Origin of the sequence: Leisingera sp. NJS201 (assembly GCF_004535885.1) — a bacterium.
Classification (GTDB): domain Bacteria; phylum Pseudomonadota; class Alphaproteobacteria; order Rhodobacterales; family Rhodobacteraceae; genus Leisingera.
In genome coordinates this window covers 2739181-2752197 of sequence record NZ_CP038234.1, presented here as the reverse complement: position 1 = coordinate 2752197, position 13017 = coordinate 2739181, and the positions used below count along the sequence as shown (strand labels likewise).

The following is a 13017-nucleotide window of genomic DNA, read 5'->3' as shown; positions in this document are numbered from 1 at the left end:
ATAGGGAAACTGGGAATTGGCGCAATCCGGCTTGTCGCGGAAAACGGGCGGATTTGCCCTGTTTCAGCGGCTCTGGCGCTATGCCGCAGGCGGCAAGCTCCCGCCCGCGCGGGAATGCAGGCAAGCTGCACCGCCTTGCGGTTGGGCGTGGCGCCGCGCGGCGGCGCGGCGCGGGAGGCTTGTGCAGGGCCGGAACCGGGGGCAGGGTGGCGGCTGGAACTGGGAGGATGCGATGCTGGAGCTACGCCCCAATTGCGAGCTATGTGACAAGGATCTGCCGCCGGATGCACCGGACGCGCGGATTTGCAGTTATGAGTGCACCTATTGCGCGGTTTGCGTGGAGCAGGTGCTGGACAATGTTTGCCCCACTTGCGGCGGCGGCTTTGCGCCGCGGCCGATCCGGCCCGGGAAGGCCTGGCGGGCAGAGCTGAAGCTGGGGCTTGGGAACCATCCGGCCTTGACGGAACGGGTGCATACGAAGTTCACCCGCGAGGATATTGCCACGCATGTGGCAAGGATCCGGGATATGAAACCGGAAGAGCGGTGAGCGGAGCCGCCGGGCAGGCGGCTCCGGTTGCTTTCGGGATCAGTCCCGCTGTTTCGGCAGGATCAGGTTCAGCGCGAGACCTGCAACGCCAGAGAGGCCGATGCCCGCGAGAGTGAAGCCTTCGCCGAATTGCAGCGTCAGCCCGCCGAGGCCGATGATCAGCACGGTGGAGATGATCACCATGTTGCGCGCCTCAGAGAGGGCGTCGCCCAGCTTGGCCAGCACGCTGAGGCCGACCACGGTGACCATGCCGAAAAGCAGGATCATGATGCCGCCCATCACCGGCATCGGGATGGTGGCAAGCGCACCTGACAGCTTGCCCGCAAATGACAGCGCGATAGCGAAGAGCGCGGCCCAGGTCATGATTGCCGGGTTGAAGGCACGGGTCAGGGTGACGGCGCCGGTGACCTCGGAATAGGTGGTATTGGGCGGGCCGCCTAAGATGCCCGCGGCGGCAGTGGCCAGACCGTCGCCCAGCATGGTGTTCTGGATGCCGGGTTTCTCCATGTAGTCGCGCTTGGTCACATTGGAGATCGCCATGATGTCGCCGAAATGTTCAATCGCGGGGGCAATGGCGACGGGTAGAATGAACAGGATGGCGGCCAGATTGAACTCGGGCGCGACGAAATCCGGGACCGCGAACCAGGCGGCGCTGGCCAGCGGAGCGGTATCCACCAGGGATTGCCCGGTGACGGCGCCGAGGATCAGCGCGGCACCATAGCCGGCAGCGACGCCGGCCAGGATCGGCACCACGCGCATGATCCCACGGCCCAGAATAGCGGTCAGCATGGTGGTGCCGAGGGCAACAGCTGCAAGCAGAAGGGCGGTGTTTTTCGGCATCATCTGGGTGTCGCCGGCCAGGCCGGTGGCCATGTTGACCGCCACCGGCGCCAGCGACAGGCCGATCACCATGATCACCGGGCCGACCACCACGGGCGGCAGCAGCCGGTGCATGAAGCCCGCGCCAAAGGCGCGGATGGCAAAGCTGAGCGCCACATACAGAAGGCCCGCCGCTGCCAGCCCGCCGGTGGTCGCCGCCATGCCCCAGGTCTGCACGCCGTAGATGATCGGCGCGATGAAGGCAAAAGACGACGCTAGAAACACTGGCACCTGGCCGCGGGTGACGACCTGGAAGATCAGCGTTCCAAGTCCTGCGGTGAACAGGGCGACGCTGGGGTCGAGCCCGGTCAAGAGCGGCACCAGCACCAGCGCGCCGAAGGCGACAAACAGCATCTGGGCGCCGGTCAGCGCCTGTTTCGGGGAGAATTTGTAGTCGGCGTCCTGGGCTTCAGACACCGGAGTGCGGTCGCTGGTGGCGGTCATGGTGATGCTCGTTCATTGGTTCAGCCGCTTGCGCGGGAGGCCCCGGAGTGGAGGCCGGGCACAAAATCCGGCTGCTGGTAAACGGAAAATCCGGCTTTGACCATCCGGTCAGACGAAGATTCCGCCAATCGCGGGCAAGGTGTCGCAACGGGGCCGGGAAATTGCCGGTTTTCTGCAAGCCGGATGACGGTCAGACCGGGCCTTCTGCACTTGGCTGCATTTAATGGACCGCGACCTATGACCTTGGACAATGACCCTCTCCTGCAGCCGCTGCAAATCCGGCATCTGAGCCTGCGCAACCGGATCATGAGCACAGCCCATGCTCCGTCGTTCCAGGAGGGCGGCCATCCGCGCGACCGCTACCGGCTGTATCATGAGGAAAAGGCGCGGGGCGGCATTGCGCTGACGATGATCGGCGGCTCGACCAATATCGCGCCGGACAGCCCATCGGTCTTCGGGCAGCTCTATGCGGGCGATGACAGCATCATTCCGTGGTTCAAGAAACTGACCGATGGGGTGCGCAAGCATGGCGCGGCGGTGATGTGCCAGATCACCCATATGGGACGGCGCACCGCCTGGGATGACGGGCACTGGCTGCCGGTGCTGGGGCCGTCGGGGCGGCGGGAGCGGGCGCACCGGGCTTTTCCAAAGGTGATGGAGCAGGAGGATATCTCCCGTATAATCAACGATTTTGCCACCGCGGCACTGCGCTGCCGGGAAGGCGGGTTCGATGGGATTGAGCTGCTGTCGCATTCGCATCTGCTGGGGCAGTTCCTTTCGCCGCTGGTGAACACGCGCGAGGATGACTACGGCGGCTCGCTGGACAACCGGCTGCGGCTGACGCTGCAGGTCGTGGAGGCGGTGCGCGCGGCGGTGGGGCCGGATATGATCCTGGGGATGCGGGTCACCGGCGATGAGCTGTCGGAAGGGGGCCTCAGCGCGGGTGAGTGTATTGCTGCGGCGCAGAAAATTGCTGCGGCGGGTGCTGTGGATTTCCTGAACGTGCTTGCGGGCGCGCCTTATGATGATCTGGGGCTGGCCGGCTGGGTGGCGCCGATGGGGATGCCCGCGGCGCCGGATCTGAATGTGGCGGGGGCGATCCGCGCGGCGGTGGATCTGCCTGTGTTCCATGCCGGCGGCGTGGCCGATATTGCCACTGCCCGCCATGCCCTCCGCGGAGGCCAGGCCGATATGATCGGCATGACGCGGGCGCATATGGCCGACCCCCATCTGGTGGCAAAGCTGCAGCGCGGCGCGGAGGAGCAGATCCGTCCCTGCGTGGCACTGGGTTATTGCGTCGACCGGGTGAACCAGGGCAAGCCCGCGGTCTGCGGCCATAACGCCGCAACCGGGCGCGAAGCTGTGATGCCGCATGTGATCCCGCCTGCGCGGGAGCGGCGCAAGGTGGTGGTGGCCGGCGGCGGCCCGGCGGGGCTGGAGGCGGCACGGGTTGCGGCGGAGCGCGGCCACAGGGTGGTGCTGCTTGAGGCGAGCGGGCGGCTTGGCGGGCAAATCGTCTTGGCGGCCAAAGGCACGACCCGGCGCCAGATTTGGGGTGTAGCAGACTGGCTGATCTCGGAAGCGGAGCGGCTGGGTGTGGAGGTGCGGCTGAATACTTACGCCGAGGCAGACGACGTGCTGGCCGAAAACCCGGACGCAGTGATCGTGGCGACCGGCGGCTGGCCGGAGCCACTGGAGATCCCCGGCGGTGATTTGATCACTTCCAGCTGGGAGGTGCTGGGCGGCGAGGCAAGGGTATCGGGCGCGGTTCTGCTGCTGGATGAATGCGGCGATCACGCCGCGCTGGTTGCGGCGGATGTTATGGCACGGGCGGGCTGTTCGGTCACGCTGGTGACGCCGGACCGGGTGGCGGCGCATGACTTGGGGCCAACCAATTCGGCGGTGGTGCTGCGTGATCTGGCGCGGCAGGGCGTCACGTTTGAGTGCTTTCTGGAGGTGGTTGCCGTGGCTACGGCAGGCAGCCGTAAATGCATTACCCTGCGCCATGTCCTGACCGGGGAAGTGACCGAGCGGGTGGCGGATCATGTGGTCAGCGAACATGGTATCACTCCGGCGGATGATCTTTACCATGCGCTGAAGCCGCAGTCGCGCAATCTGGGTCAGTTGGACCACCAGGCAATGATTGCCGGAACCAGCCCTTTTGCCGCCATCAATCCGCAGGGCAGCTTCTGGCTGGCGCGGGCCGGTGATGCGGTGTCAGGGCGCAATATGCACGCCGCCATCTATGATGCGCTGAGACTCTGCAAGGATCTGTAGCCCGCAATCAAGCGGAACCGCAGCGCGCCGTCAGGCGCGCTGCCACGCCCAACACCTTCCGGTGCAGCCGGCTGCGCGGATAAGGGGGCGGGAGGCCCTGTCGAAACTGTTAAGGCACTGCGTTCTGCAGTTATGGCCCGGCGGTTTGGGCGCGGGCCTGCTTGGTGCCTGTGGCACTGTCAGGCGATAATATCCGGGGTCAGCCGGTCTTCGATCAAGGCGATCTTGTCCTTGAGGATGAGCTTTTGTTTCTTCAGGCGGCGGATTGTCAGCTGGTCGCTGGTCGGGCGCTCTTCCAGCGCGCCGATTGCTTCGTCCAAATCACGGTGCTGCCTGCGGAAAACCTCCAGCTCAACCTTGAGGACCTCATCTGTCTTCATCGACACATCTGTGGGTGCGTTCATTGGCGACTCAGTAAAGCTTAGGAATGAAGTGAGGCTGAAGATACTTCCTTAACTGCTTTTCCGCTAGACCTATGGGCACATGCTCTTGTGAAACCAGCAAGAACTTCCCATATTCTTCTGGAAGCGGCCGCCTGTTACGGGGCCGCGCGCATCCGTCGCTTTGGCATAAAGGACGAACAACGTGTCGAAACTTACCTTGGGCTCTTACCCGCATATGCTGGGGTTCGAGCAGCTGGAACGCCTGCTGGAACGCTCGGCGAAATCGGGCAACGAAGGCTATCCTCCCTATAATATCGAACAGACTTCCGACCATTCCTACCGCATCACCCTGGCCGTGGCCGGGTTCGCCGAAGAGGACCTGGCGATCACCGTCGAGGACCGCCAGCTGGTGATCCGCGGCCGCCAGCGCGACGACAGCGAGGGGCGGGTGTTCCTGCACCGCGGCATCGCGGCGCGCCAGTTTCAGCGCATGTACGTGCTGGCCGATGGCGTCGAAGTGGGCGAGGCGGTGATGGAAAACGGGTTGCTGCATGTGGATCTGACCCGTGCCCGGCCCGAAACCGTGGTTCAGACAATCAACATCAAAAAGGGGTAAGAGCAATGCATACACCGTTTGATTTCAGCCAGGGCGCAGACCGGACCGTCTATGTAAAGGCGGTTGCGGTGGCAGATCTTCCCAAAGACGTGCAGGACAGCGCGGGCGGCCATGCGCAGCTTTATGCGGTGCATGACGCGGAAGGCGGCCAGCTGGCGCTGGTGGCCGACCGCCATCTGGCCTATGTGCTGGCGCGGCAGAACGACATGACACCGGTTTCGGTGCATTGACCTCCGGGTAGCCGGGGCGCATCCGCCCGAAAGCGCTTGATTTTCCCAACAGCAGGCTCCCATTTTGGGGGCCTGAATTGTTTTGAAGACACCAGGTTCAAGGAAGGCGCATTTGATGTTCCGAGCAATCCGCCCGATCGCAGCTGCTTTGGGATTTGCCCTGCTGGCCGCTCCCGCTGCTGCCGATCCGTTTGTCAAATGCGTGCAGGGGCAGCTGGCGGATCTGGGATATGATCCCGGCCGCCGTGACGGGGTGCTGTCGCAGGCCACACTGCGCGCCTGGACGTCCCTGCGGCAGATACCCGCCGCGGCAAAGGCCGGGCATCTGGCGGGCCTGCCTGCGCTGACGCAGAAAACCGCGATCCATTGGTGCAGGGAGCTGCCGGCGCTGAAATCCGGGTTGGAAAAGCACCTGCCGTCAGCGGCGCCGGTCCAGGTTCTGGCAGATTCGCCGAACGCGGAAAAAGGTGTCCGGCAGGCCTATGAACGGACCCTGCGGTTCATGGACAGGGAATACGGTATCGTTCTAGCCGGCAATATCGGCATCGCCGCTGCAGGAAATACCAAGACGGTTCAAACCTATGTGCGCCGTCTGCTCGGCCAGATGTCCAGCGCCCGGTTCAACCCGGATGCATCTATTGCCGCCCATTGCAACAAACCCTTTGGCGTCGCGGGGGCGGCCTATCTGAAATTCATGTATATCTGCTGGGACAATCCGCATCAGGCGGACAAGGCCTGGCTCAAACGCTCGCGCAAATGGCTGGGGGCAATGATGGCGCATGAATACATGCATCTGGTGCAGGCGGAACTGGGCGGTGCCCGCGTAGAAGGGTTCAACGGGGCGGCGGTGCGGCGCCGGATGGGGCCCTCTTGGCTGGTGGAGGGCAGCGCCGAGCTGGTGGCGGCGCGATTTGGCAAGAAGGCCTTGCGCCTGCGCGCGCCGGGTCTGTCCGAGCTGCAGGATGCGTCCCTGAAATCGACGCAAAACCTAAAGGCAATGCGGGCACCTAGGACGGTCCGTACCGAAGGCGACTATGACTTTTCGCATTTTGCAGTGCATATTCTGACCCGGATACATGGCGAGGATGCCCTGTTTGGGTTCTGGAGGCAGCTTAGCACCGGCAAGAGCTGGGATCAGGCATTTCAGGATACATTCGGCACCGGCTTGAGCGCATTCGAGGCGCAGGTCATGGAACTGCGCAAGACACCGGGGGCTGCAAAGGCCTATATTGCGCAAATGCGGCGGAGGAACGCGTGATGACAGACTTCAATTTTGACTGGGTGGATGCCTTCTCGGGCCGCGCTTTTGGCGGCAATGGCTGCGCGGTGGTGCATGGGGCGGCACATCTGCCCGAGTCTGTCTGCACCGCTTTCGTGCGGGAGACCTCGCTGGTGGAATGCACGTTCACTGGCCCGTCCGACGCGGCGGATGTGAAGGTGCGGTATTTCCTGGCCAGCCGCGAAATCCCCTTTGCCGGTCATCCGACAATTGCGACGGTGGCGGCGATGCGGGACCGGGGGCTGATCGCCGGGGACAGCATCACGCTGGAAACCGGGGCGGGGATTGTGCCGGTGACGCTGGAGGATGATCTGATTTCGATGACCCAGGTGGCGCCTGAATTCGGCCCCTTTGCCGATCCCGCGCTGGTGGCGGCGGCGGTGTCGCTGCCGGTAGAGGCGATCATGGGCCGCCCGCAGAAGGTTTCGACCGGGCTGCCGTTCTGCGTGACGGTCCTGCGCGACCGCGCGGCCCTGGAGGCGGCAGAGCTGAACCTGGAGGCGCTGGCAGCGCTGGGCAATTCCCTGGGTGCCGATGGCATCGACATGATGGAGCCGTTTCTGGTGGTGCTGGAGGGCGCGACAGAGGCCGGTGATACGTTTTCGCGCCTGCTTATGGCGCCGCCGAGCCCGCCGGAGGACCCTTTTACCGGCTCCGCGACCGGCGCCATGGCGTCGTATCTGTGGCGCCACGGGCTGATGGAAAGGTCTGAGTTTACCGCCGAGCAGGGCCATGGCCTTGGCCGTCCCGGCCAGGCACGGGTGGTGCGGATCGGGTCTGCGGATGCGATTGAGGGCGTGCAGGTGGCGGGCGAAGGCTTTGTGCTGATGCGCGGCACGGTGGATTTGCCGGACACCGTTTAGGTTTCAGGGGATCTGCAGGCGCTTCCTGGCGGATCCAGCTGCGGGTCCGGCGCCATAACGGCACGGCGGCGGCCATGGCCCTGCGGGGCGGGCAGCAAGCGCTTTTCCTTTACCGAATTTTAGAGGCGCATGGCGGATAGTCTCAAAAAACCGCATTTGCCTCAAAATAGGGAAAGTAAGAATTGCTTCAAAATCAGACGCCCCAACCGCCTCAATTGCGCCGGCATCCGGACACAAAAGAAGCAGAGAGGCTGGTCCGGCTGGCAAAATCCGAATCCCTGGGCGACGGCGGCATCCGGACATCGCATATCCTATCGGACGCGCTGGCGGCAGACCCCTGCCACCACGAAGCGCAGGTGCTGCAGGAGCGGCTGCATCAGGCGTTTGTGCCCCGCTGGCATTTCCCGATGCTTGCGGACAAGGCCCGCAACCGGGCCTATGCCCAGGCCATCGCGGCCAAGGTGCGGCCGGGGGATGTGGTGCTGGATATCGGCTGCGGTGCGGGTCTTACGGCAATGCTGGCAGCACGGGCCGGGGCAAAACATGTCTACACCTGCGAGCAGCAGCCGCTGATTGCCAGGGCAGCGGAGCAGGTTATCGCGGATAACGGGCTGAGCAGCCGGATCACGGTCATTCCGAAATGGTCCCACGATATTGTCATAGGCGAGGATATGCCGGAGCAAGCGGATGTGGTGATCTCAGAGATCGTCGATACTGTATTGCTGGGTGAGGGGGCGCTGGCGACACTGACCCATGCCATGGGAGCGCTGGCCAAACCGGATGCGCGGGCGGTGCCTGAACGGGGAACGTTGAAAGCGCAACCGGTGGAATGCAGCGGGCTGCTGGATCTGTGGCGGCCGCAGGAGGCGGAGGGCTTTGATCTGAGCGCCTTTCACCCCTTTGCGCGCGTTGCCCAGCTGACGCCGAATGATCTGGAAACCTGTGCGCTGCGGCCTTTGGGGATGGCAAAGGACCTGTTTCAATTTGATTTCACCCGGCCGGACATTAACCCGGCGCGGGCCGCCAAAGATCTCGTCTGTGCAGGCGCCGGCACCATCCATGCGGTCTTTGTCAGTTTTGAGATGGAACTGGCCCCCGGCATTTTGGTGTCAAACGGCTTGCAGTCCGGCGGCCATTGGGGGCGGACGGCGTTTCTGCTGGATCAGCCGGTGTTTGCGGAGGCCGGCGCGCAGTTGCGGGTGACCGCGCAGCATGACGCGTCGCAACTGAGCCTGTCGGTGCAGGGATTGGCACCCCGCGCCGGGGATGCGGAATCTGCTGCCCTGTGGGTGACCGGGGCACGCAAGGGCGGGTACACTCTGCGCGTCCGCGACCGGATAACCCCAGCGGAAAGTGCGGTCCAGGCTCCGCAGATTGCTAAAGGTTCCGGCAATCAGGCGCAGTCTTACCACTAAGCAGGCTGACGGGAAACGGAAGCGGCCCGCCAAAGGGCGGGCCGCTTTCTTGTTTCTTCAGGCTGTCCGGATCAGCCGGAGATCAGACCCATGCTTTCCAGCTTCAAGAGCACCTGGTGGGCGCAGTTGTCGACGTCGACGTTTTCGGTCTCAACCGACAGCTCGGGGTTCTGCGGCACGTCGTAGGGGTCGGAAATGCCGGTGAACTCCTTGATCTTGCCTTCACGCGCCAGCTTGTACAGGCCCTTGCGGTCGCGGCGTTCGCACTCCTCGATCGTGGTGGCAACATGCACTTCGACAAAGGCGCCGAAGGCTTCGACGTCTTCGCGCACGGCGCGGCGGGTGGTGGCATAAGGCGCGATCGGGGCACAGATTGCGATGCCGCCGTTCTTGGTGATCTCAGACGCCACATAACCGATGCGGCGGATGTTGAGATCGCGGTGCTCTTTCGAGAAGCCCAGCTCGGAGCTGAGGTTTTTCCGCACAATGTCGCCATCCAGCAGGGTCACCGGGCGGCCGCCCATTTCCATCAGCTTGACCATCAGCGCGTTGGCAATAGTGGATTTGCCGGAACCGGAGAAGCCGGTGAAGAACACGGTGAAACCCTGCTTGGAGCGCGGCGGCTTGGTGCGGCGCAGTTCCTTCACAACCTCGGGGAAGGAGAACCACTCGGGGATTTCCAGGCCTTCGGCCAGACGGCGGCGCAGTTCGGTGCCGGAGATGTTCAGGATGGTGACGTTGTCGCGATCTGCAATCTCGTCGTTCGGCTCGTACTGGGCGCGCTCCTGCACATAGACCATGTGCTTGAAATCGACCATTTCGCAGCCGATTTCGGACTGGTTGGCGCGGTACAGCTCCTGGGCATCATAGGGACCGTAGAAGTCTTCGCCAGCCGAGTTCTTGCCCGGGCCTGCGTGGTCGCGGCCAACGATGAAGTGGGTGCAGCCGTGATTGGCGCGGATCAGGCCGTGCCAGACAGCTTCGCGCGGGCCGGCCATGCGCATGGCCAGGTTCAGCAGCGACATCGAGGTGGTGGCAGCCGGATATTTGTCCAGCACGGCCTCGTAGCAGCGTACGCGGGTGAAGTGGTCCACATCGCCCGGTTTGGTCATGCCGACAACCGGGTGGATCAGCAGGTTGGCCTGGGCTTCCTTGGCGGCGCGGAAGGTCAGCTCCTGGTGGGCGCGGTGCAGCGGGTTGCGGGTCTGGAACGCAACCACTTTGCGCCAGCCGACTTTGCGGAAATAGGCGCGCAGCTCGTTCGGGGTGTCGCGGCGGCCGCGGAAGTCATAATGCACGGGCTGCTGGATGCCGGTGACCGGACCGCCGAGGTAGATCTTGCCGGCCTGGTTGTGCAGGTAGTTGACAGCCGGGTGCGCATCGTCGTCGGCGCCAAACACCTTCTCCGCTTCGCGCGATTTGTTCGGCTCCCAGCGGTCGGTGACGGTCATGGTGCCCAGGATCACGCCTTCCTGGTCGCGCAGGGCGATGTCCTGGCCGATTTCGATGCTGCCGGCAAAGTCTTCGGACACATCCAGGGTGACCGGCATCGGCCACAGAGAGCCGTCGGCCAGGCGCATGTTCTCGACAACACCGTTATAGTCGTCTTCCGACAGGAACCCTTTGAGCGGGTTAAAGCCGCCGTTCATCAGAAGTTCCAGGTCGCAGATCTGGCGCGGGGACAGGTCCCAGCTGGTCAGGCCGGCTGCTTCGACCTTCAGTTTCTGCGCGCTTTCGTAGGAAACATAGAGCTCTGGGATGGGAGCCAGGTTGCTTTGCATAGGATGAGTCCTGTGTTTGAGAGGGGGAAGGCCGCTTGCCGCGCCTGTAAGTTCCGCGTGCAGCGCGTTGTATTCTGCGAGCTTGCGGGCGAGGAATTGATCGGTGAGACGCATTTTTTCCACCGCGCCCCGGGTGGTCAGTGAGTAGGCAAACCGCTGGCGCTTGTCGGGGCCGGAACGGCTGCTGATGGTGATCAGGCCGGATTCGGCGGCACTGCGCAATTGCGTGTTCAGCCCGCCTAGCGAAATCCCCAGCGCCGCAGCCGTGGCCCGCTGCGAAGCATCCGGCGCCGCATCAAGCTGGCGCAGGAGCCGGAAGAGCAGATCTTCCTCGTCAGGGGTGGATATGGTCTGGGTTTCTGGCACGGCTCAACGGATCAAAGTGTGTTCACGCGTGAACGCATTGCATGGTTTGTCAGCAAAGCAAAGTGCAAATTCCGAAGGATTGGCGATTTTCTGCTGCGTTGTTTTGCTGCAACGGGGCAGGGCGGACGGCAGGTTATCCGCCTTGGGCGGGCTGATGCGGGCCGCCTGTCCGGCAGGGCAGACAGTGAGGGACAGGTGTTTTGCGCAGGCTGCGGCCGGCTTAACGCTGTTCTGCGGCCAGGGTCCGCGGCAGGGCAGCAGCAAAGGCCACGGGCAGGGCCTGAAGCGGTTCGGCAACGCCGCGCAGCTCAAAGGCCTCAAGCGCCAGATGATCCGAGTCGTACCCGGCGGCTTCCAGCACGCGGGCTGATATCAGCAGCTCGACGCCCAGATCCTTGGTCTTGGCCTCCAGCCGGCTGGCGGTGTTGACGCTGCCGCCGATGATGGTGCGCGGCGCATGGCCGGCGCTGCCGATTTCGCCCAGAACCAGCTCGCCCAGATGGATGCCGATACCAATGCGGATCTCGGGTTCGCCATCTGCTGCCAGCTGGGCGTTGAAGTCCTGCAGCGCATGGCCGATGGCGGTGGCGGCGTCCAATGCGGCCTGGGCCGAGCGGGCGGGGGAGCGGGCCTCGAACAAAGCCAGCAGGCCGTCGCCAAGGTATTTGTCCACGGTGCCACCGGCGCCGGTGACGGCGGGCACGATGGCGTCAAAGAAGCGATTGAGCAGGAACACCACGTCATAGGGCAGCTGGCCGGCGGTGCGGGCGGTAAAGCCGCGCATGTCCAAAAACAGAATGGCAAGCTGCTGTTCACTGCCCTGGCTGGCATGGGCGCGGCCCTTTTGCCCGTCGGGGCGGAACATGCGGGTGACGGTCAGCGGCGCCTCTGGCCGGATCTGGCAGGCCAGCCGCATGTTGGCGGGGGCTTTGACCCGTTCCAGGCTGCGGGCCTCGGGCGGGGCGGGCGGCGGCAGGTGATCGCCGCCTTCGTCCACCACCACCCGGCAGGTGGTGCAGCGCCCCTTGCCGCCGCAGAGCGAGGTATGCTGGACCCCGTTGGCCTGGGACATCTGCAGCAGGGTCATGCCGCGTTCGGCGCGGATTTCGGGGCCGAAGGCATAGCGGATCTGCACCGCCCGGCGGCGGCGCAGCAGCCGGGCCAGCAGATGGGCCGCCGATGTCAGTCCCAAAAGGATGAGGAAACCGGTGAACCAGCGGCTGTCGGCCTGGACCAGTTCGGCAAAATCCTCGCGGCTGGGCCAGTTGAAATCCGCCATCAATCCGGCACGCCGGCTGCCTTCGGTAAACAGGTCGTAGATGCGGCGCCCTTCGGTCAGAAGACCTGCTAGGGCAAAGCCGGGGACAAAGACCGCCAGCCCGGCCATCCAGGGGATCAGCGGCCGCCACCAGCGGGTCAGGCGCAGCCAGTAGTGCAGGCCCATGCAGCCGTGGATCCATACCGCCAGCAGCAGCGCGCTTTGCTGCCAAACCTCAGGGGAGGCCCACATCAGCACGATTTGATAAGGGTATTCATCGTTGACGCCGTAGATTTCATGCGCATAGCGGGTGAACACCAGATGGCTGAGCAGCTGCAGCGGGATCAGCAGGCCCAGCAGGGTTTGCAACCCCTCGCCAAAGTGCATCCTAAGGCTGCGGCGGCGGGCCAGGTTCCACAAGGCAAGGCCCGCGTGCAGGATCAGCGAGGCATAAAGGATCAGGCCGCCTGCCCGGCTGCGGGTGATCAGCTGGCGGATGTCCTGGAAGTCATCCATCCATTCGGGCGACAACAGCCCCAGGCCGATGTTTATGAAATGGAAGAAGGCATAGGTAAGCAGCACCAGCCCGGTGATGATCCGGGTGCGGCTGATCCAATTGCCTTGCCAGAGTGCGCTTGCCACCCCGGTCCTCCTGTTTCGCGGTTTCCGGGGTGCAGAC

11 protein-coding genes are annotated in these 13017 nt (G+C 64.1%); 7 read left to right on the top strand and 4 right to left on the bottom strand.

Features of this window, described 5'->3' with window-relative positions; genetic code table 11:
- The first annotated feature begins 232 nt into the window (after positions 1-232).
- Entirely contained in the window at positions 233-547 is a 315-nt protein-coding gene (locus ETW23_RS13635; protein ID WP_134830302.1) for a DUF1272 domain-containing protein, read from the top strand.
- A gap of 39 nt (positions 548-586) precedes the next feature.
- Here the strand turns inward: ETW23_RS13635 and ETW23_RS13630 are convergent, their stop codons facing one another.
- The gene (locus ETW23_RS13630) at positions 587-1870 is read right to left on the bottom strand and encodes a uracil-xanthine permease family protein (protein ID WP_134830301.1); all 1284 of its coding nucleotides are present in this window, start codon (positions 1868-1870) and stop codon (positions 587-589) included.
- Between the two features lie 237 nt (positions 1871-2107).
- On the opposite strand from ETW23_RS13630, the gene ETW23_RS13625 reads away from it, so the two are divergent.
- Positions 2108-4147: an NADH:flavin oxidoreductase gene (locus tag ETW23_RS13625; protein ID WP_134830300.1), complete on the top strand. Its 2040-nt coding sequence runs from the start codon at positions 2108-2110 to the stop codon at positions 4145-4147.
- A 179-nt stretch (positions 4148-4326) separates the two neighbouring features.
- Here ETW23_RS13625 and ETW23_RS13620 read toward each other — a convergent pair whose 3' ends face one another.
- Complete coding sequence (locus ETW23_RS13620) at positions 4327-4551, bottom strand: YdcH family protein (protein ID WP_129370208.1); 225 nt, start codon at positions 4549-4551, stop codon at positions 4327-4329.
- Between the two features lie 181 nt (positions 4552-4732).
- Here ETW23_RS13620 and ETW23_RS13615 point away from each other — a divergent pair, with 181 nt between their 5' ends.
- From ETW23_RS13615 to ETW23_RS13595, 5 genes are all read left to right on the top strand, one after another.
- Positions 4733-5146, top strand: coding sequence for an Hsp20 family protein (locus tag ETW23_RS13615; RefSeq protein WP_205877370.1), 414 nt, complete (start codon positions 4733-4735; stop codon positions 5144-5146).
- Positions 5147-5151: 5 nt separating this feature from the next.
- Positions 5152-5376 (top strand): DUF1150 family protein, encoded by a 225-nt coding sequence (locus ETW23_RS13610; RefSeq protein ID WP_129370209.1) that lies wholly within the window; start codon positions 5152-5154, stop codon positions 5374-5376.
- 115 nt (positions 5377-5491) lie between these two features.
- Positions 5492-6634 (top strand): hypothetical protein, encoded by a 1143-nt coding sequence (locus tag ETW23_RS13605; protein ID WP_134830299.1) that lies wholly within the window; start codon positions 5492-5494, stop codon positions 6632-6634.
- Positions 6634-7518 carry a PhzF family phenazine biosynthesis protein gene (locus ETW23_RS13600; RefSeq protein ID WP_129370211.1) on the top strand — a complete coding sequence of 295 codons (885 nt, stop codon included), beginning with the start codon at positions 6634-6636 and terminating at the stop codon, positions 7516-7518. The genes ETW23_RS13605 and ETW23_RS13600 overlap by 1 nt, the downstream gene beginning before the upstream one ends.
- A gap of 215 nt (positions 7519-7733) precedes the next feature.
- Positions 7734-8933 carry a 50S ribosomal protein L11 methyltransferase gene (locus ETW23_RS13595; RefSeq protein ID WP_247676819.1) on the top strand — a complete coding sequence of 400 codons (1200 nt, stop codon included), beginning with the start codon at positions 7734-7736 and terminating at the stop codon, positions 8931-8933.
- A gap of 71 nt (positions 8934-9004) precedes the next feature.
- Here the strand turns inward: ETW23_RS13595 and ETW23_RS13590 are convergent, their stop codons facing one another.
- Positions 9005-11080 (bottom strand): bifunctional sulfate adenylyltransferase/adenylylsulfate kinase, encoded by a 2076-nt coding sequence (locus tag ETW23_RS13590; protein ID WP_129370213.1) that lies wholly within the window; start codon positions 11078-11080, stop codon positions 9005-9007.
- A 220-nt stretch (positions 11081-11300) separates the two neighbouring features.
- Positions 11301-12980 (bottom strand): adenylate/guanylate cyclase domain-containing protein, encoded by a 1680-nt coding sequence (locus ETW23_RS13585; protein ID WP_134830297.1) that lies wholly within the window; start codon positions 12978-12980, stop codon positions 11301-11303.
- Between the last annotated feature and the right edge of the window lie 37 nt (positions 12981-13017).